The organism is Sphaerotilus sp. (assembly GCF_041083715.1).
Classification (GTDB): Bacteria; Pseudomonadota; Gammaproteobacteria; order Burkholderiales; family Burkholderiaceae_C; genus Sphaerotilus.
In genome coordinates this window covers 1-19,621 of the sequence record NZ_JBFPGY010000329.1, presented here as the reverse complement: position 1 = coordinate 19,621, position 19,621 = coordinate 1, and the positions used below count along the sequence as shown (strand labels likewise).

Sequence of the window (19,621 nt, the reverse complement as noted above, 5' to 3'; positions counted from 1 at the left end):
ACCACGCCATCGCGCGGGGCAGGTCGATCGGCGCGTAGCGTCCGGACTCGTGGAACTCGGCCAGCGCGACCTGCGAGGTGACAAAACCGGCGGCGGCGGCGGCCTGCAGATGGCGCAGTGCGGCTGAAATTCGCGCGTCGGGCAGCTCCTGCTGCAGGTGCATCACCGCGAGGTTGTGGTGGGCGGCGGGCACGCCCGCGCGGGCGAGCTGCTCGAAGGCGGCACGTGCCTGCCGGAAGTGGCCCTGTTCATGGTCAGCCAGCGCCCGTTCCAGCTGCTGCTGCTGGACCGGCGTGACCGAGAGGGCCGGCCCCGACAGGGCCAGCAGCAGGCTGAACAGCGCGCCGAGACGCAGCGCAGGACGGGACAATGTGCGCAGACGCGGATTCGGGGGCAAGGACATGGGCAGACCTCCAGCAGGGCACCATCGACCGTACCGCAGCCCGGTGTGGCTGTCAGCACCAGGCATCAAGACCCTAGCAGCTTCAAGTCGAACACCCGCTCGACGACCCAGGCTGCCGCGATCAGTGCCACCGCCGAGGAGCCACCGATCAGCACGCCGCGCTGGTAGAAACGTGTGCTGCGTGCCCACCAGGCCAGCGGCAGGAACAGCGCCACCAGCGACAGCTGCCCCAGCTCGACCCCGAGGTTGAAGCCCAGCAGCGATGCCGCCAGCGAGCCACCACCCAACCCCAGATCCTTCAGCGCGCCGGCGAACCCGAAGCCGTGCACCAGCCCGAACACCAGCGTCAGCCGCCAGCGGTGTTGCGGGGCGAGCATCGGCCGCAGGTTGTTGATGGCGGTGAAGACCACCGAGACGGCGATCAGCGATTCGACCCAGCGCGACGGCGGATCGACGATGTCCAGCACGGCCAGCGCCAGCGTCACCGAGTGCGCGACCGTGAAGGCGGTGACGATTTTCAGCACCTCGGTCAGCATCGGGCGCCACTGTGTCGCGGCCTCGCGCCAGCCGCTGGCTTTGCTGACCAGCACCGCGGGCAGCAGCAGCGCCAGCAGGAACAGCACATGGTCGGTGCCGATCAGGATGTGGTGGATGCCCTCGGCGACAAAGCCGCCGAAGCCGCTCGGGGCGTTTCCGGTGGCCGTGGCCATGAGGGAGACGGTGGTGGGCAGTGGGCTGCCGGGGACGAGCACGGCGGTCTGCGGCGCGCCGGCGCCATGGCTCAGGCGCAGCAGGCCGCGGTGGCTGGCGTCCGTCTCGGCGAAGAGCCGGTAGTCGATGGCCAGGACCTGCGCACCGGCCGGGCACGTCCAGCGTCGGCGCAGCACGGCGTAGGCACCGTCGGTGTGGTCGTCCAGCTGTGGCTGGCCGGTGGCGACCGATGTGCAGGGCTGGCCGGCCACGCTCAGATGCACCCGCTCGGTGGTGTAGCGCTGCAGCTCTGCCCAGCGTGTGTGCACTTCGGCCCACTGCAGGCGGCCATCGTCGTTGCGGTCCAGCACCAGTTCGCGGTCCAGGTCGCGCAGGTGGACATCCAGCCGCTGCTCGATCTGCGTGCCGTCGACCTGCAGGGTCAGGTAGGCATCGCTCGGCTTGTGGGCCAGTGCGGCCGGGCCGATCGACAGGGCGGCCAGTGCGAGCAGCCAGGAAACGAGGCGGTGGATCGTCATGGCGAGGTCAGTGGGTAGGAGCAGAGGGAAGCCGTGCCGCAGTCAGCCGCGCGTCGCGCTGATGGTAGACGCGCAGGTGGCGCAGCACGTCCTGCGCCGCCTGCGGCTGGCCGGCGGCGTTGGCACATTCGAGCAGCAGGCGGGCGTCGGCGGGTTCTTTCTGCACGGCCCAGTTGGCGAGTGCCAGTGGCAATGCGGTCTGCGGCTGGTCGCGCAGCGATAGCAGGTAGCGTGCCTGCTCGCGCTGGTGGGTCGTGTCGCCGCGCTCCCGCGTGGCGTCCAGGCGCAGGCCGAGCAGGTCGGCGGCCGCCGCGGCGCGCGGGTCGCCGAGCCGCTTCAGCGCGATCGCGCGGCGCAGCAGCAGGCTGTCCGGCAGGTCTTCCAGCGGCAGGTCGGACAGGCGCAGCACCTCGGCGTGGCGCTGGTGGTCCAGCAGCCAGTCGGCCAGCGCGGCCCGGGTGTAGGCCTCGGGTTGCAGCGTCAAGGCGCGTTCGAACTGGCCGAGCGCCGCCGGATCGCCGCGCCGCTCGGCCAGTTCACCTTGTACCAGCGCCAGCCAGGCGGCGGTACCGGGGTCGGACTGCGGCGTGACCCGGGCGGCCAGCGCCGCGAGTTCGCGGGCGCCACGGTTCTCATCGCCCATCAGGCTGGCCAGTTCGGCGGCGCAGACCGCCGCCGGCAGCTGCACGCTGTCACCGAGGGCGGCGTAGCGGGCACTGCCCAGCCGTTCACAGCCCAGGCGGGCGTCTTCGAGCCGGCCCTGCGCCTGCAGCAGCGCCAGGCGGGTCAGTTCGGCCTGGGCCTGCAGCGCCAGCGGAGCCTGGGGTGCGGCGATCAGGGCGTCCAGGTCGGTCAGCGCGGGGCTGAAATCATGCTGGGTCTGGAGGATCGAGGCCCGCAGCATGCGCACCGCCGGTGGCGGCGCAGTCTGGGTCCACCACGGTGCCAGTGCGGCGCGGGCTACGCCGATCTCGCGGGGGTCGCCATCGCGGCGGAAGCGGTCGATGGCGGCGCGGGCCAGTTGCAGCGCCGCCGGCAAGGCGGCCGGCGAGGTCCCCAGATCATGGACCTGGCGTGCCAGCTGCCGTGCCTGTCGGCGGGCGGCCGTCGTGCCGGGCAGAGTGGCGACCACGGTCTGGTCGTCCGTGGGGGTGTGCGGGGTGGCACCGCTCGGCCCACCCAGGCCGATGGCGATCAGCGCCACCACGACGGTGCGGGCGAGCGGCCCGTTCACAGCGTCACCGGCTCGTCGGTGTCGCTGGTCGGCGGCGTGACGCTGGACACGTCCAGCGGTTCGGCGGCGTCGCTGGCGTCGAGTGCACCGGCGTAGCTGGCGAAGGCGGCGATGCTGGCCGTGGCCGTGGCGGGCACTTCGTTGCTCACCGCGGTCGTCGACGTGTCATCGCTGCCACCGCCGCAGGCGCTCAGCAGCGCGCCGGCCAGCAGCAGAGGGACAAGGGCAAGGGTTCTCATGGCATCACTCCTGGTAGGCCCTGTGGACGGGGCGGTTCACTTCGTGCCGCCGACGGGCGTGTTCAGGTAGGGGAAGCCAGCCAGCAGGGGCACCACCGCCTGGTCCACCGCGTCATGCAGCTTGAACGCCGTCGCGCCCAGCGGCACCGCGGACGGCTTGCACGCCGCACCGAAGCCGAAGGCGTTGGTGTTGCCGTTGGCCATGCACAGACCGCCCATCACCGCCACCAGCGAGATGTCCACCACGTCGTCCTTCGGGCGGCGACCGTTCGGGTAGCCCGCGTTGTCGCTGCCACCGGCCAGCACGTTGCCGACGATGCCCAGGCGGTTCTGCTGCGCGAACGCCACCGGCGGGATGGCCGTGTTCAGGCGCAGCATTTCCGAGGCGACCACGTTGGCCGGCTGGTTCACGCCCTTGATGCCGGTCAGGAAGGTGGTGACGAGGTCCGTGCGCGGGTAGTTGGTCGGTGCGGTACCGGGGATGTTCAGCGCGATCTCCAGCAGCTTGGGCAGTGTCGGGTTGGTCACGTAGTCGGCGAACTGGCCGTCGTCCTTCGGCTTGGAGGCGTTGAACTTGTCCTTGTCCTTCAGGCCGATCACCACCTCGTTGACCAGCGGCATGCCCAGGCGCGACACCTGCGTCCACGCGCCACCGGCCTTCTCGCTCGCCTGGTGGCCCGAGCCCGGCTTGCCGTCGAGCAGGCGGGCCTGGCGCAGGCTGGCCGTGGTCCAGCCGCCGATCACCGTTTCGTTGCCGGCGGTCAGGCAGCTCTTGTGGATTTCGAGTGCCAGCGTGGTGACATTCTTGTCGGCCAGCGGGTTCGGGACCGCACCGATCAGGGCCGGATTGGTGATGACGGCGAGCGGCGCGTTGACCAGGTCGAAAATCGGGCCGAGGTTGACCGCGAACGGATCCTGGCGCTGGCCGACGAAGAGGCGACCGGGCTGGCTGCAGCCGGGGATGTTGACGGTGTTGATGTGCTTGGCGGCGTAACCGGCGTAGTCCGGGATGGTCTTGGTGCCGATGTTGTCCACCGGCTTGTCGAAGGTGGCGCTGCCGTTGCTGGCGTTGGTGATGGCGCCGCCCGTTCCCTTGCGGCGATCACCGCGCTTGACTTCGACGGTGTAGGTCTCGGCGAGCTGCAGGCTGGCGTCCTTGACGCTGGCGACCTGGCCGGCCTGGATCAGCGGGATGTTGACCATCTTCTCGCCGACCGGCAGGTTCACGCCGGCGCCGTTGCCGGCCAGGGTGTTCTTGAAGCGGAACTGGAAGCTGATGTCCTCGACCGCGTCGCCGTTGTTGTCGACGTGGATCTCGTACAGCGCGTTCGGGTCCATCGAGAAGTAGTTCGGGCCGCCGTAGGCATCCTGCAGCGGCTGGTAGTTGGCGATCAGCGTCACGTAGTCGCTGCGGCCGGTCTCGTAGCTGCGGAACATGTAGAAGTCGGACGCGTCCACCTTGGGTGACGTCGTGATGAACGGCGCTTCGCGGTGGCTGGACGCCAGGCTCAGGCCGGTGGCCAGCGTCATCGCAGCGGCGATGGCCAGGGTGGTGAGGCGGGGACGGGCAGTGCGGGAGGCGAGGGCCATGGTGAAACTCCTGGTGGATCGGTGGGGGTGCAGATCTCCTTACGCGTGCCATCGCCGATCGGATGCAGCGATCCGTCCTCGGCAGTGTGAAAATTCATGCATGACCTCTGACGCCCCCGCCTCGCCGCTGCTGCGTGTCCTCGGCCGCGTGCCCTACGAGCCGACCTACGCCGCGATGCGCGCCTTCACCGACGCCCGCACGCCCGACACGCCCGACGAGCTGTGGCTGTGCGAGCACGACCCGGTCTACACCCAGGGCATCGCCGGCAAGCCCGAGCATGTCTTCGCGCCCGAGGGGGTGCCGATCGTGCAGACCAACCGTGGCGGACAGGTCACCTACCACGGCCCCGGGCAGGTGGTGGCCTACCCGCTGATCGATCTCAAGCGCCAGGGCATCTACGTCAAGGAATACGTCTACCGCATCGAGGAGGCCGTGATCCGCACGCTGGCGGACCTCGGCATCACCGGCCACCGGGTCCTCGGTGCACCGGGCATCTATGTGCGGCTGGACGATCCGTTCGCGCATGGCGCGCTGCGCGGGCCGGCCGATCCGCGCGATCCGTTCCGCGGACTGGGCAAGGTCTCGGCGCTGGGCATCAAGATTGCCAACCACCGCACCTACCACGGCGTGGCGCTCAACGTGGCGATGGACCTCTCGCCCTACGGCCGCATCAACCCTTGCGGCTACGCAGGTCTGCAGACGGTGGACTTGGCTACACTCGGCGTCCATGCCGACCTCGGCGACGTGGCTGCGCGCCTGGGCACCCACCTCACCCGGCTGCTGAGCGCCTGACCCGCCTGATCCGTCCGATCGCGCTTTCTTCCTTCCCGTCGATCCGCCCCGCCGCGAGGCCCCCATGTCCCAAGATCCGCAGAACTCCCCCGCCACGCCGGCCACCGCGCCCGCCTACGACGCCACCGCCAAGCAGAAGTCGCAGGCCAAGACCTCGCGCATTCCGATCAAGATCGTACCGGCCGAGACGCTGAAGAAGCCGGACTGGATCCGCGTCAAGGCCGGCTCGCCGACCACGCGCTTCTACGAGATCAAGGAGATCCTGCGCGAGCACCAGCTGCACACGGTCTGCGAGGAGGCGAGCTGCCCGAACATCGGCGAGTGCTTCGGCAAGGGCACGGCCACCTTCATGATCATGGGCGACAAGTGCACCCGGCGCTGCCCCTTCTGCGACGTGGGCCACGGCCGCCCCGATCCGCTCGACCCCAACGAGCCGGCCAATCTGGCGAAGACGATCGCGGCGCTGAAGCTGAAGTACGTGGTCATCACCAGCGTGGACCGCGACGACCTGCGCGATGGCGGTGCGGGCCACTTCGTCGAGTGCATCCGCCAGATCCGCGAACAGTCGCCGCAGACGCAGATCGAGATCCTGGTGCCGGACTTCCGCGGCCGCGACGACCGCGCGCTGGAGATCCTGAAGGCCGCGCCACCGGACGTGATGAACCACAACCTGGAAACCACGCAGCGTCTGTACAAGGAAGCGCGTCCGGGCTCGGACTACCAGTTCAGCCTGAACCTGCTGAAGAAGTTCAAGGCACTGCACCCGGGCGTGCCGACCAAGAGCGGCGTGATGGTCGGCCTGGGCGAGACCGACGAGGAGATCCTGGAGATCATGCGCGACATGCGCGCGCACGACATCGACATGCTGACCATCGGGCAGTACCTCGCGCCGTCGGGGCACCACCTGCCGGTGCGGCGGTATGTGCACCCGGACACGTTCAAGATGTTCGAGGCCGAGGCGTACAAGATGGGGTTCTCGCACGCCGCCGTCGGGGCCATGGTGCGCAGTTCGTACCACGCCGACCAGCAGGCCGCGCACGCCGGGGTAGGGGCCGGCGACGCGGTCTGAGCCTCGCTCGCCATCCCGTGGCGACCAGGTGTGCACCTGGGGCCGCGGGACGTCATGGGTTGACGCCCATGGCCGGGATTCGCAGCGTAATCACCACAAGCTTCACCTCGGATTAACCCGCAAAACGATCGATGATCGATGTGTGTGCGCGATAGTCGCGCAAACGGTGGTGTTTGCCGTTGTCACTCCGGAGGGGGCGACCTAATCTGGCGCACCGGCTCGACGCCGATTCGCCACATCTCCCTCCTCCTTCCTTCCAGGACATCGACATGCATCTGCCCAAGCACCTCGGCCTCACGCTGCTCGCACTCGCCGCCTGTGGCGCCGCCCACGCCCAGTCGACCGTGACCCTGTACGGTCTGGTCGACCTGAACATGACCCGCACCACGGCCGGCTCGAAGGCCGGTGGTACCAGCCAGATCGACATGAACGACGGCACGGTCAATGGTCTGAACGGTTCGCGCTGGGGCATCCGGGTGTCCGAAGACCTCGGCAGCGGCCTGAAGGCTGGCGTGGTGCTCGAAGGCGGTCTGCTGGCCGACACGGGTACGGCGGGCCAAGGCGGTCGCTCGTTCGGTCGCCAGGCCTTCCTGTCGCTGAATTCGGCGACTGTGGGCGAACTGCGGCTGGGTCGCCAGTACGTGCTGAGCGACTCCGTCATGGGCGCGTCCAACCCCTTCGGCAACGCCCTGACCCTGAACCCGGGCACCGGCGTGACCAACATGGGCAAGGCCCTGCCGATGTGGCTGAACGTGCCGCGCGCCGACAACGTCATCCAGTACCAGTCGCCCAGCTTCGGCGGTGCACAACTGGCGGCGCAGGTCGCACCGGAAGAAAGCGGCACGATGGACCGCTTCCATGGCGTGAAGCTGTCCTACGCCGGCGGCCCGGTTGCAGTGGCTGCGTCGTACGAGTGGAACAAGTCGCGCACGACCGGTGACGACACCAACAAGTCGCTGACCGTGGGCGCGAACTACAACTTCGGTGCCTTCAAGCTGCTGGCTGGCCTGCAGCGCAACCGCGATCTGGCGCTGAACAGCGGCAACGGCGCTGCAGCCGGTGTCTCGAACCTGACGGTGACCACGGCCACGACCTTTGCTGCCACCCGGACCGACGACTACACCGTCGGCGTGGAAGTGCCGGTGGGCAACTTCCTGCTGGGCACCAACTACACCTCGGTCAAGTTCCAGTCCGCCACCGGCACCAGCGCGACGCTGGGCAAGTTCGCGGTCGGCGCGCGCTACGGCCTGTCGAAGAACACCTTCCTGTACACCAGCGCCAGCCAGGCGACGGGTGACCTGAAGGACTACATCAGCCAGAACCGCGTGATCCAGGCCGGCCTGCGCACGGCGTTCTGAGCCCAGCACGGTTCGAACCGATTGATTTGATTCCTAGGTAGTAACTTTGGGGGCGTCGAGTGTGACGCCCCTTTTTTGCGTTCAGCGGCCGGCCTGCGTGTGCAGGGACCGCCACTCTGCCAGCGCGGCCAGCCGCATCGGCGAGTTGGTCGAGCCGTACAAGTCGTAGCCGCCGCGGCGCTCGACGAACTCGAACTCGAAGCGGTCGTCGAACGGTGCGGCATAGGCGTGCAGAAATTCGCCACCCTGTGCGTCGCGCTCGTAGAACACGCCCGCCGTGCGCAGCGCGGCCAGGAAGTCCGGTGCCAGCGCGTACTTGGCATCCAGATCGTCGTGGTAGTTGTCCGGCACGGGCAGCAGCGGCGCACCTTGCGCACGCAGGGCGGTCATCGTGGCGACAAGATCGTTCACCGAGATGGCGATCTGCTGAACGCCCGCTCCACCAAAACGCGCCACCGAGCGTGAGATGGCCGTGTTCTCGCGCTCCGAGACGATCAGCGAGGTGCGGATGGCCTTGTCGGCCGATTCGATCTCACGGCTGCGGAGGATGCCGAACGGGTCGTGCAGCACCGTGCTGCGCTGCGGCTGCAGGCCCAGCACGGCGCGCTGGAACAGCACCCACGGGTCGATCTGGCCGCCGGGCACGGCCTGCACCAGATGGTCGATGCGTGCCGGGTTCGTGGGAGTGTGGGCGGCGAGTGCGCACAGCGCCCCGGCGTCCATCACGAAGTCGGCCTCGAAGGCGTGCTGGCCGGTGGTGCCGTCGGCGGGTGGGCAGAAGTACAGCAGGCTGCCGTCGGGCGCCTGCACGGCCGGGATGTCCAGCTCGCCCTGGCCGATGCGGCCGGTCACGCGCGTGCAGCCCAGCGCCTCGGCACGGGCCAGCGCGGCCTGCGGGTCGGCGGTGGTGAGCGCCGTGGCGCAGGCCGAGGTGCCGTGCAGGTCGAAATAGCTGCGCGAGAAACATTCCTGTTCGCGGTTGAGCACGATGCGCACCTCGCCCAGTCCGAACAGCTCGACATCCTTCGAGCGGTGGCGCCCGATGCGGCTGAAACCGAGGCTGCCCAGCAGCGCCGCCAGCCGGGTGGCGGCGTCGGTGTCCACTGCGAACTCGATGAAGGCCCAGCCCGCGAGCCTGGGTGGCAGCGGCGCGTCGAACAGCGGTACCAGCGGCGCCGGCTCGGCCGGTCGACGCAGGCGCACCTGCTCTTCCAGCCAAAGCAGCGAGCGCATCGCGTCCACCGCGTTGGCGCGCGCCGGTGCCGAGCGGAACTCGTCGTTGAAGATCTCCAGCGAGATCGTGCCGGTGTAGCCCGCGTCCAGGATTGCGCCCACGAAGCCGGTCACGTCCATCTCGCCCTGACCGGGGAAGCAGCGGTAATGGCGGCTGTGCGTGAGCACGTCGGTGTTGACCCACGGCGCGTCGGCGAGTTGCACGTAGAAGATGCGGTCACCAGGCAGTCGGGCGATCGGCGCCGGGTCGTCGCGCAGCGAGAGGGTGTGGAAGCTGTCGAGCGCCAGGCCGAGTGCCGGGTGGTTGACCTTGCTGACCACGTCCCAGGCCTGCGAGAACAGCTTGACCTGGCTGCCCCAGGCCAGCGCCTCGTAGGCGATGCGCATGCCGCGGCGGCCGGCGGCCTCGGCGAGCTGCGCGAACTGCTCCGCCAGCGCGTCGGTGTCGCCGAGCGCGTCCGGCTGCACGCTGGAGCACACCAGCAGCAGGTCGGTGCCCAGCGCCTCCATCAGGTCGAACTTGCGCTCCACCCGCACCAGACTGCGTGCGACCTGGGCCGGCGTGCTGCCGTCGAAGTCCCGGAAGGGCTGGAACATGTCGATCGCCAGCCCCAGATCGGCCGCGATGGCGCGCACCTCCTGCGGCTTGCCCGAGAACTGCAGCAGGTCGTTCTCGAAGATCTCGACGCCATCGAAACGGGCGGCGGCAATGGCCTGCAGCTTTTCGCGCAGCATGCCGGACAGGGAAACGGTGGCGATCGATCGGCGCATGGCAGGTCTCGGGCAGGGCGGAGAAGCTGGATCAGGTGAAGGACTTGAACGACTGCGAGTTCGCCACGGACTGGCCGCGCATGCGGTCGTAGTCGGCTTTCTTGACCGGCACCGCATCGGGGTTGCCCAGGTCGTTCATGTGGACACGGTAGGTTTCACGGGCCGTGAAGGCCGCCAGCGCCGCCAGCACGGTGGCCGCCAGCGTGATCGCACCGACGATCAGCGGAATGTTCTCGGCCCCGGGAGGTGCCACGGTGGCGAACAGTGCCGGCAGCATGGCGGTGACCAGCGTGCCCAGGTTCTGCGAGATGGCCATCGCCGAGACGCGGGTGCGGGTCGGGAACAGCTCCGGGTAGAAGCTCGGGAACACCGCGTTGTAGCCCTGGTAGACCACGCCCCACATCAGCAGCGACATGGCGATGGCCAGTGGCACGCTGTGGATGCTGATGGCGTACAGGTAGCCGAACGACAGCAGGCCCGACGCGAGTGCGCCGAAGATGATCGGCGGACGGCGGCCGATCTTGTCCGACAGATTGCCGACGAACGGAATCACCACGACCGCGACGATGTTGCCCAGCACCGGAATCCACAGGTAGACGTCCTTGCTGAAGCCGATGCCATAGCCCGGCTGCACCGCGTAGGCGGCGCCGAAGATCGAGGTCACCACCGGGATCACGTTCATCAGCGCCATGCAGATGACGCGCAGCATGTCACGCCAGCTTTCGGTGACCGCCTGCACCACCGGGGCCTTGGGCACGGCGTGCCTGGCGCCTTCCTCGGCGAAGGCCGGGGTCTCGTGCACCTGACGGCGGATGACGTAGCCCGCCACGATGACGATGAAGCTCAGCAGGAACGGGATGCGCCAGCCCCAGCGGTTGAAGGCGTCGGGTTCCATGTAGTGCGCCAGTGGCAGGAACACCGCCGCCGCCAGGATCTGCCCGGCCTGCACGCCCTGCAGCGCGAAGCTGGAGAAGAAGCCGCGTCGACCGAACGGCGCGTGCTCCAGGATCATCGAGCTGGCGCCGGAGATTTCACCGGCCACCGCGAAGCCCTGGATCAGGCGCAGCAGCACCAGCAGCGCCGGTGCCAGCAGACCGACCTGGTCGTAGGTCGGCAGCAGGCCCACGGCGACGGTCGAGAAGCCCATCAGGAACATGCAGATGATCAGCACGTTCTTGCGGCCGTGCGTGTCGCCCCAGTGGCCCAGGAAGAAGGCACCGATCGGGCGGGCCACATAGCCCACACCGTAGGTCGCCAGCGAGGCGATGATGGCCGCCTTGGGGTCGCCCTTGGGGAAGAAGATCTGCGGGAAGATCAGCGACGCCGCCGTGGCGTAGATGAAGAAGTCGTAGTACTCGAGGGCCGAGCCGATCCAGCCACTGGCGGTGGCCTTCCTGGTCTGGTGTTCGCCGTCGGGCTCGTGTTCGGTGGAGAGGGACATGGTCGGAGATCCGCCTGGAAGCTGGGTGATGCGAAGGAGCGGCCGGCGTGTGTTTCGGGACCGCGGGGTGTGGATGAGCGGCATGCTCAACAGGTCCGCCGACTGTAGGCGGCACCTTTGCGCAGATCCAGACATGTGGGCTGGTTTGCGATCGATCACCGATCGCGGACAATCGGTGATCATCCGTACTAGTGGTTTGTACTAAGTCCATGTCCAGCCGTGCCCGACCCGAATTCGACCGCTCCCTGCTCATCGAAGGCCTGGGCAAGGGCCTGCGGATGATCGAGGCCTTCTCCGACGACTGGCCGCGCATGACCGCGACCGAGGCCGCCCAGCGCACCGGCATGACCCGCACGGCGGCGCGGCGCTATCTGGTGAGCCTCGTGCACTACGGCTATGCCGAGACCGACGGCAAGCACTACTGGCTGACGCCGGGTGTGCTGCGCCTCGGCCAGAGCTATCTGGATGCCGCGCGGCTGCCGCGGCTGGTGCAGCCCTTTCTGCAGCGGCTGTCGATGCAGACCGGCGAAACCGCCAACCTGAGCGTGCTCGACGGGCACGAGGTGGTCTACCTCGTGCGCAGCAATTCGCCGCGCATCGTTTCCATCGGCTTCCACGTCGGCGCGCGGTTGCCGGCGCACGTGGTGTCGCCGGGGCCGGCGGTGCTGTCGACCTTCGGCGCCGAAGCACTGGACGCCTGGCTCGCTGACCACCGCTTCGTGCGCTTCGCGCCCACCACCATGACCGATCCGGCGGAATTCCGGTCCGCCGTCCTGCTGGCCACCCAGCGCGGCTATGGCTGGGCTCGGCAATATATGGATCCCGGCCTGTGCGGACTGGCGGTGCCGCTGTCCGACCGCAAGGGCCGCTGCGTCGGTGCGCTGAGCATGACCTTCCAGGCGCAGACCTATCCGGAGGAGCAATGCCTGACCCGCCTGCTGCCGCCGCTGCAGGACGTCGCCGGCACCCTGCGCGCGATCCTGTAGGCGCAAAGGGCGCGTAGCGCCTTGCCGTTCACCCGCGGGCCAGGCCGTTCAGCCTGCGGCGAGCTTGAAGACCGCCACGGCCTGCACCAGTTGCCGGGCCTGGTCGCTCAGGCTTTCGGCTGCAGTGGCCCCTTGTTCGACCAGTGCCGCGTTCTGCTGCGTGACCTGGTCCATCTGTCCCACGGCTTCACCCACCTGCCGCACGCCGGTACTCTGTTCGATGCTGGCGGCACTGATCTCGGCGACGATGCTCGACACGCGCTGGATCGAGGCCACCACGTCGGTCATGGTGGCGCCCGCCTGCTCCACCAGCGAGGTGCCGCGCTCCACACGCTCCACCGACGCGCCGATCAGTCCCTTGATCTCCCTGGCCGCATCGGCACTGCGCTGTGCCAGCGTGCGCACCTCGCTGGCCACGACCGCAAAGCCACGGCCCTGCTCGCCGGCGCGGGCGGCTTCCACGGCGGCGTTGAGCGCCAGGATGTTGGTCTGGAAGGCGATCGAATCGATGGTGCCGATGATGTCCGAGATCCGGCGCGAAGACTCGTTGATGCCCCGCATGGTGTCCACCACCTGGCCCACGACCACACCACCATGGACAGCCACCTCGGAGGCACTGCGTGCCAGCGCATTGGCCTGCTGGGCATTGTCGGCATTGCTGGTCACGGTGGAGCCCAGTTGCTCCATGGTCGCGGCGGTCTGCTGAAGCGCTGCGGCCTGCTGCTCGGTGCGCTGGCTGAGGTTGGCGTTGCCCTGGGCGATTTCGGTGCTGGCGGTGGAGACACGCTCGGCGTTGCCGCGCACGTCCTGCATCATGCGGCCGAGATTGCGGGTGGCTGTGCGCAGTGCCTGCAGCAGGCGTCCGATCTCGTCGCTGGAGTCGACCGCGACGTCCCGCGACAGGTCGCCGGCGGCCACCGCTTCGGCCAGTTCCAGCGCCTGGGCCAGCGGCCTGCGGATGCTGCGCTGGATCAGCCCGGAGATGCCGACCCCCATGGCCAGCGCTGCTGCGGCCAGTCCCACGATGAACCCGAGCGCTTGTCGGGACTGCTCTCCGGAGGCCGCTGCCCGGTGCTGCGAGGAGGCTTCCACGGCGCTCACCAGCTGGTTGATCGCGGCGAGGTGGGCGAGCTGGGCCGGACGCACGTCCTCGCGGACCGTTGCGGACGCCCCCGGCAGATCCTCCGACATCGAGCGGTCCAGTGCCTTCTCCGTGGGTGCCTTGATGGCGTCCAGCGCGGTGGCGGCCGCATCGAGTGCGATCTTGACCTCGGCCCCGCTGGCGCCGGACGCCAGTGCCAGCGCGGTGGCGTCATAGTCCTCGCGCGCCTTCTTCATCAGCGCCAGCTCCTTCTTCTTGAAGGCGAGGTCGTCCTGCATGACCACGTCACGCAAGGCCAGGGCCAGATAGGCGGCCCGGTCGCGCATCGTGTTGGCCAGACGCAGACGTTCGGCGTCTTCGCCGGTGACCGTGGCCAGCTGATGGCGCATGGCGTTCAGCGTCACCACCGAGATGGTGCTGATCGCCAGCATCAATGCCAGCACCGCCGCAAAGCCCCACCCCACGCGGCTCCCCACATTCATGTTGTTGATCTTGATCTTGAACATCGACTATTTCCTGGTTGATCTGCCTTGGCAGATCGACTGATCGGCTATTTCGTGGACACACCGGCATGCAGCACACCGATGGGTGTACCGCCGTCCAGCACCGGCACACCCACCTGTACGCTCGGAATCTGCGTCAGGGGATCGGGCTTGACTTCGGTGGCGATCCAGGGCTGGCCCTTGATCGCATGGACGAACTGAGGGCGGTTGGCGTTGTTGAACAGCAGGGGTTTGAGACTGGCCCCGACGGCATTTCCCTTCTGGTCCCGCAGCACGAGCTTGTTCAGCGTGCTGTCCGCGTGTTCCCACTTGGCGATCAGCATTCCCACCTTGCTGTGGGTGATGGACTTCGCGATCGGATCGGTCGCGGACACGTCGGTCCATTTGCCGTTGTTCATGCCGCCAGCGTCGTGGCTGTTGGCTTCGCGCACCGCCGTGATGACCACCGGGTCTGCTGCCCACTGGACCAACTGCCTGGTTGCCGCAGCGGCCTTGGCCGCCAGATCGGCGGGGAGTTCACCCGCTTGCACGGAGAGTGCGCTGGTGACCGTGAGGGCCAGGGCGCCGAGCCATCGGTGCAGCAGGCGGCATTGTGGTGGGAGTGTCATGGCGTTTTCCTTTGTCTGACGTGCGTGCGACAGCCGCTTGGGCTGCTTCGGCGGTTCCACGTCACTCTTTACCGGCGGCATGGCCGGTGAAGAGCGGAAAAGAGGCTGTGACCGACCGGGCCGGTCAGTCGAACTGGTAGCCCTTGGCCGGTACCACCCGCCACGAGCCGTCGCCCGGCAGCTCCAGCACCTGCTGGTGGAAGGGCAGGATCGCCGGCCGGTGGCTGATGCTGACCGGCGTGCTGCCGATGCCGGCGAGCTGCGCGTAGAGCCGCTCCTCGTTGGCGGCATCGAGTGCGCTGGAGGCTTCGTCGAGCATCACGTAACGCGGTCGTGCCAGCAGCACCCGCGTGAACGACAGCCGCTGCTGTTCACCCACCGAGAGCACCTTGGCCCAGTCGCGCTCGGCGTCCAGCCCGCCGACCCGGTCGGCCAGATCGGGCAGGTTGACCTGGTGCAGCAGGGCGCGCAGCTCCTCGTCGGTGACCTCGCGCTCGGGATGCGGGTAGAGCATCTGGCTGCGCAGCGTGCCCGGAGACAGGTAGGGCTGCTGCGGCAGGAAGAGCATTTCCTCGTGGCCTGGCCGCACGACCCGCCCCGCGCCGGTCTGCCACAGGCCGGCCATCACCCGCAGCAGCGAACTCTTGCCGCACCCGCTCGGCCCGGTGATCAGCAGACCCTCGCCAGGCACGATGGCGAGCGTGATTTCGCGGAGCAGCGTGTGCTCGCGCCCGGGTGTCTGCACGGTGACCTGCTCCAGCGCCAGCTGCGGGCCGTCGGCGGTCTCGATGCCGGGCTCGGCATTGGCGGCGGTCTGGTCGTCGAGCGCCTGCGAGAAGCTGTCGAGCCGGTTCACGCCGGCGCCGAAGCGGCTCAGGCTCTCGAAGTGCTGCACGATCAGCGTCAGCGCGCCCAGGATGGCGGTGAAAGCCCCCGCTGCCTGCACCGCGCGGCCCACCTCCATGCGGCCTGACAGCACCTCGTCGGCGATGATCACGCTGGGCAGCGCCAGCGTGATGAAGCTGTGGGCGTACTGGAACAGGTTGAGGTTGAACTGCCAGCGCAGCACGTGGCGGAAGTTCTCCAGCAGGTCGGTGAAGCGCTGGCGCAGACCGCCCAGCTCCTGCCCTTCGCCACTGTGGAAGGCGATCGACTCGGCGTGTTCGCGCACCCGCACCAATCCGAAGCGGAAATCGGCCTCGCGCCGCAGCTGCCGGAAGTTCAGCCCGATCAGCCGCCGTCCGAACACCGCCCCGGTGAACCAGGTGCCCAGCAGCGCGTAGCCGATCAGGAAGGCCACCAGCGGCCGCGAGATCGTCCAGAGCACGCCGGTGAAGGCCACCAGATCGATCACCGCGCCGAGCACCACCATCAGGAAGTACAGCGACTGCGCGGTGAAGCTGTTGACGTCCTCGGCGATGCGCTGGTCGGGGTTGTCGATGCCGGCCTGGGCGTTGAGGTGGTAGTAGGCGCGGCAGCGGAAGTAGCGCTGCAGCAGGTGGTCCGTGAGCCAGCGCCGCCACTGCATGCCGAGCGTGTCGCGCACGAAGTAGTAGCAGGCATAGATCGGCACGGCGGCGATCAGGATGCCCGTGAAGCGCCGGATCGCGGCCCAGAAGCGGTCGGCGTCACCCGCGGCCAGCGCCGAAGTGAACTCGCCCGTCTCCTGGTTGAACAGCACGTTGAACCCCGTCTGCCCCAGCAGCAGCACGACCAGCAGCGCCACCATGGACCGGGCGCGCACCCGCTCGTCCGATTGCCAGTAGGGCGCGGCGATGTGGACGAATCGTTGCCAGAGATGGCGGTCGGCGCCGGGTTCGTCGAGGGGCGGCATGCGCAGCGGTTCAGGGGTGGATCAGGGGCATCCCGGTGGGGGGGTGTCGACCACGGCACGCCACAACACGCCGTTGCGTCCCTTGTACACCTCCACGATGCCGGCCAGTGCCGGCAACGGTTGCCAGGCCCGATCGGTGATGAACCAGACTGTGCCTGGCGTGCACAGCAGCTGCGCGGCCTGGTCGGTGCGCCAGAGATGGCGTGCGGCGGCCGGCGGATCGAAGCGCCCGGCGTCGTACAGCTCCTTGCGCCAGTTGTCGGTCTTCGCGAGGTCCGGGTCGTTCCAGTTCGACAGCACGATCGGCGGCTGCGCCAGTCCGGCATAGAACGGCACGTCGAAGAAGGCGCCATCGACGAACACCACGCGGTCCTGTGGCTGGCGCTGCCGGGCCAGTGTCTCTGCGAGGTCGCGGTGCGAATGCGGCGCCTGCCACGCCAGCGTGGCGATGATGCCGATGCACAGCACCGCCGCCGCCGGCATCACCTTGCGCCACGCCGACCCGCGTGCCACTGCCAGCCCCAGCAGCATGCACAGTGGCGGGATCGCCGGCATGGCGTAGCCGACCAGCTTGGACGCCGGCATCGAGAAGAAGCCGGTGATGGCCACCAGCCACCACAGGACCAGGCCGCGCTGCAGGCCCTGCGGCGACGCACGCCAGGCCGCTGGCAGCCACAGGCTCCACGGCAGCGTCAGCAGCGGCAGCACGGCCACATAGAACCACACCGGCTGCACGTTGTTGAACCCGGCCTGCGCGAAGCGGCGGACGTGCTGCTCCATGAAGAAGTAGTCGAAGAATCCGGGGTAGCGGATCTGCATCGCCACGAACCACGGCGCCGCGATCAGCAGGAAGCCACCCACCGCCAGTGGGTGCATCAGCCCCAGGCACTGCCGCCAGCGCCGCTGCGCCAGCAGCCACGGTCCGACCACCAGCACCGGCAGCACCACACCGATCAGTCCCTTGGCCAGCACCGCCAGTGCCATCGCGCTCCAGGCGGCGACCAGCCAGCGCAGGCTCGTGCGGGCCGGATCGTCCACCGCGCGCTGGCCGCAGAGGATTGCCACCGTGATCAGCCCGGCCACCAGCATGTCGTGGTTGGCGTACTGGCCGCCGATGAAGAAGAACGGCGTCGTCGCCATCACCCCCAGCGTGACCAGCGCCTCGCGCGGGCCGACGCGGCGGCGCAGGTCAAGGAACAGCGCCGCACCCATCAGCCACGCCCCCAGCGCGGGCGCCACGCGGGCGGCGAAGGCCTGCACGCCGAGCAGTTGCATGCCGGCGATGTCCAGCCAGTACATCAGCGGTGGCTTGTGGAAGAAGGGCAGCCCGAGCAGCGTCGGCACCAGCCCGTCGCCGTGCAGCATCTCGCGGGCGACCTCGGAATAGCGGCCCTCGTCGGGCAGCAGCAGCGGGCGCAGGCCGATGGTGAGCAGCAGCCAGAGCGCCAGCAGGCCCAGCGTCCAGCCTGGGTGTCGCGTCGCCAGCGGGGTGGAGGCGTGCGGTGCACCGGCATGGCCGGAGGAGGAAACGGTGGGGGTGATCGTGTCGGTGGTCATCATCAGGGCAAGTCCGGCGCCGATTATCTGCGGCATGCCGACGATGACGATGCATTCTCGGTTCAGCACGGCCCGCGCTGAGGGTTATGGCGCCCGGTCGACCTCCACGACGCTGCGCCAGCGCCCTGTCCGCCTGCCCGGTGGCCATGACGCGCCAAGGTCAGCCCTTCCATGCTGATCTCGGGCGTGCGGCCGCTGACCAGATCGGCCAGCACGCGGCCGGTGCCGGCGGCCATGGTCCAGCCGAGCGTGCCGTGGCCGGTGGACAGCGACAGGTTGCGCAGCCGGGTGGCGCCGAGGATCGGCGTGCCGTCCGGTGTCATCGGGCGCAGGCCGCACCAGAACTCGGCCCGCGCCACGTCCCCGCCCTTCGGGAACAGGTCGGTGACGACGAACTCCAGCGTACGGCGGCGCGCAGCGTCCAGGTCGAGGTTGAAGCCGGAGAGCTGCGCCGTGCCGCCGACGCGGATGCGGTTGCCCAGGCGCGTCACGGCGACCTTGTGCGTCTCGTCCATGACCGTGGACTCGGGCGCGTGGGCCGCATCCGTGATCGGCACGGTGATCGAGTAGCCCTTCACCGGGTAGACGGGGATGTGCACTCCCAGCGGCTTGAGCATCGCCGTCGAGTAGCTGCCGAGCGCCAGCACGACGTGGTCGGCGGTCAGCGTGCCGAGGCTGGTGCGCACGCCGGTGACTTCGTCGCCCGCGTGGTCCAGGCCGTCGATCGTCACGCCGAAGTGGAACTGCACGCCCAGTGCCCGCGCCGCGTCCGCCAGCCGCTGCGTGAACTGGAAGCAGTCGCCGGTCTCGTCGCCCGGCAGGCGCAGGCCGCCGATGAACTTGTGCTGCACCCCGGCCAGCGCCGGCTCGTGCTGCAGGTAGCCGGCACGGTCGAGCACCTCGAAGGGCACGCCGTGCTGCCGCAGGATCTCGGTGTCCTTGCCGATGCCATCGAGCTGCTTCTGGGTGCGGAAGAGCTGCAGCGTGCCCTGGCTGCGCGCGTCGTACTGGATGCCGATGTCGGCGCGCAGCTCCTGCAGGCAGTCGCGGCTGTACTCGGCCAGCCGGACCATGCGCGCCTTGTTGACGCGGTAGGCGCGCTCGTTGCAGTTGGCCAGCATCTGCAGGCACCACGTCCACATGGCCGGGTCGAGCAGCGGCTTGATGACCAGCGGGCTGTGCTGCATCAGCAGCCACTGGATCGCCTTCAGCGGCACGCCCGGCCCGGCCCAGGGCGCTGAGTAGCCGGGCGAGATCTCGCCTGCATTGGCGTAGCTCGTTTCCAGACCGGGGCCGGGTTGCCGGTCGACCACCGTCACGTCATGGCCGGATCGGGCCAGGTAGTACGCCACCGAGGTGCCGATCACCCCACTGCCAAGGACCAGGACGCGCATGTTGCTGTTCTCCAGAGTTGCCGGAGTTCAGCGCAATGACTGTGCCAAGGGGGAGCCCTGGGGAAGAGGGCTGATTTGTCCATGAATCAATACGATTCAGGGGGTGTGTTTGGATTGTTTTCGATACATCGTATCGAAATCGTGGCACCAACTACCCCGCGCCGATGCCGTACTTGCGCAGCCGCACCGCGATCGCCGAGTGCGAGGTCTGGAGCCGCTCGGCGAGCTTGCGGGTCGAGGGGTAGTCGGCATGCAGCCGCTGCAGCAGGGCCTTCTC

At 68.7% G+C, this 19,621-nt stretch carries 17 protein-coding genes; 4 read left to right on the top strand and 13 right to left on the bottom strand.

From position 1 onward, the window contains the following. The 5 genes from AB3X43_RS15420 to AB3X43_RS15400 form a co-directional block, all read right to left on the bottom strand. Window positions 1-403 (bottom strand): SEL1-like repeat protein (locus tag AB3X43_RS15420; RefSeq protein WP_369430747.1); only part of this gene is annotated, 403 nt, incomplete at its 3' end. Between the two features lie 65 nt (window positions 404-468). After that, window positions 469-1,632, bottom strand: coding sequence for a HupE/UreJ family protein (locus tag AB3X43_RS15415; RefSeq protein WP_369430746.1), 1,164 nt, complete (start codon window positions 1,630-1,632; stop codon window positions 469-471). A 7-nt stretch (window positions 1,633-1,639) separates the two neighbouring features. Continuing rightward, the gene (locus AB3X43_RS15410; protein ID WP_369430745.1) at window positions 1,640-2,866 is read right to left on the bottom strand and encodes a tetratricopeptide repeat protein; all 1,227 of its coding nucleotides are present in this window, start codon (window positions 2,864-2,866) and stop codon (window positions 1,640-1,642) included. Beyond that, on the bottom strand, window positions 2,863-3,105 hold the full coding sequence (locus AB3X43_RS15405) for a hypothetical protein (RefSeq protein WP_369430744.1): 243 nt from the start codon (window positions 3,103-3,105) through the stop codon (window positions 2,863-2,865). The genes AB3X43_RS15410 and AB3X43_RS15405 overlap by 4 nt, the downstream gene beginning before the upstream one ends. A gap of 36 nt (window positions 3,106-3,141) precedes the next feature. Next, entirely contained in the window at window positions 3,142-4,695 is a 1,554-nt protein-coding gene (locus AB3X43_RS15400; protein ID WP_473965137.1) for a DUF4331 domain-containing protein, read from the bottom strand. A gap of 100 nt (window positions 4,696-4,795) precedes the next feature. Here AB3X43_RS15400 and lipB point away from each other — a divergent pair, with 100 nt between their 5' ends. The 3 genes from lipB to AB3X43_RS15385 all read left to right on the top strand — a co-directional run bounded on the left by lipB (window position 4,796) and on the right by AB3X43_RS15385 (window position 7,915). Further along, window positions 4,796-5,488, top strand: coding sequence for a lipoyl(octanoyl) transferase LipB (lipB, locus tag AB3X43_RS15395; RefSeq protein WP_369430743.1), 693 nt, complete (start codon window positions 4,796-4,798; stop codon window positions 5,486-5,488). 64 nt (window positions 5,489-5,552) lie between these two features. Next, window positions 5,553-6,557 (top strand): lipoyl synthase, encoded by a 1,005-nt coding sequence (gene lipA, locus AB3X43_RS15390; protein WP_369430742.1) that lies wholly within the window; start codon window positions 5,553-5,555, stop codon window positions 6,555-6,557. Between the two features lie 269 nt (window positions 6,558-6,826). Then, window positions 6,827-7,915, top strand: a complete 1,089-nt coding sequence (locus tag AB3X43_RS15385) for a porin (RefSeq protein ID WP_369430741.1) — start codon at window positions 6,827-6,829, stop codon at window positions 7,913-7,915. Between the two features lie 81 nt (window positions 7,916-7,996). On the opposite strand, the gene AB3X43_RS15380 is transcribed toward AB3X43_RS15385, so the two are convergent. Next, on the bottom strand, window positions 7,997-9,919 hold the full coding sequence (locus AB3X43_RS15380; protein ID WP_369430740.1) for a bifunctional sugar phosphate isomerase/epimerase/4-hydroxyphenylpyruvate dioxygenase family protein: 1,923 nt from the start codon (window positions 9,917-9,919) through the stop codon (window positions 7,997-7,999). A gap of 31 nt (window positions 9,920-9,950) precedes the next feature. After that, window positions 9,951-11,360 carry an MFS transporter gene (locus AB3X43_RS15375; protein ID WP_369430739.1) on the bottom strand — a complete coding sequence of 470 codons (1,410 nt, stop codon included), beginning with the start codon at window positions 11,358-11,360 and terminating at the stop codon, window positions 9,951-9,953. A gap of 209 nt (window positions 11,361-11,569) precedes the next feature. On the opposite strand from AB3X43_RS15375, the gene AB3X43_RS15370 reads away from it, so the two are divergent. Next, a complete protein-coding gene (locus AB3X43_RS15370) occupies window positions 11,570-12,346 on the top strand; it encodes an IclR family transcriptional regulator domain-containing protein (RefSeq protein WP_369430738.1) in 777 nt (258 codons plus the stop codon). A gap of 48 nt (window positions 12,347-12,394) precedes the next feature. Here the strand turns inward: AB3X43_RS15370 and AB3X43_RS15365 are convergent, their stop codons facing one another. The 6 genes from AB3X43_RS15365 to AB3X43_RS15340 all read right to left on the bottom strand — a co-directional run bounded on the left by AB3X43_RS15365 (window position 12,395) and on the right by AB3X43_RS15340 (window position 19,609). Continuing rightward, the gene (locus AB3X43_RS15365) at window positions 12,395-13,954 is read right to left on the bottom strand and encodes a methyl-accepting chemotaxis protein (protein WP_369430737.1); all 1,560 of its coding nucleotides are present in this window, start codon (window positions 13,952-13,954) and stop codon (window positions 12,395-12,397) included. Between the two features lie 44 nt (window positions 13,955-13,998). Then, window positions 13,999-14,559 carry a hypothetical protein gene (locus AB3X43_RS15360; RefSeq protein WP_369430736.1) on the bottom strand — a complete coding sequence of 187 codons (561 nt, stop codon included), beginning with the start codon at window positions 14,557-14,559 and terminating at the stop codon, window positions 13,999-14,001. Between the two features lie 124 nt (window positions 14,560-14,683). Beyond that, the gene (locus tag AB3X43_RS15355; protein WP_369430735.1) at window positions 14,684-16,393 is read right to left on the bottom strand and encodes an ABC transporter ATP-binding protein/permease; all 1,710 of its coding nucleotides are present in this window, start codon (window positions 16,391-16,393) and stop codon (window positions 14,684-14,686) included. 21 nt (window positions 16,394-16,414) lie between these two features. Next, window positions 16,415-17,953, bottom strand: coding sequence for an ArnT family glycosyltransferase (locus AB3X43_RS15350; protein WP_369430734.1), 1,539 nt, complete (start codon window positions 17,951-17,953; stop codon window positions 16,415-16,417). A 59-nt stretch (window positions 17,954-18,012) separates the two neighbouring features. Continuing rightward, the gene (locus tag AB3X43_RS15345) at window positions 18,013-19,344 is read right to left on the bottom strand and encodes a D-amino acid dehydrogenase (protein ID WP_369430733.1); all 1,332 of its coding nucleotides are present in this window, start codon (window positions 19,342-19,344) and stop codon (window positions 18,013-18,015) included. A gap of 151 nt (window positions 19,345-19,495) precedes the next feature. Continuing rightward, window positions 19,496-19,609: a TyrR/PhhR family helix-turn-helix DNA-binding protein gene (locus AB3X43_RS15340; RefSeq protein WP_369430748.1), complete on the bottom strand. Its 114-nt coding sequence runs from the start codon at window positions 19,607-19,609 to the stop codon at window positions 19,496-19,498. Window positions 19,610-19,621: the final 12 nt, after the last annotated feature.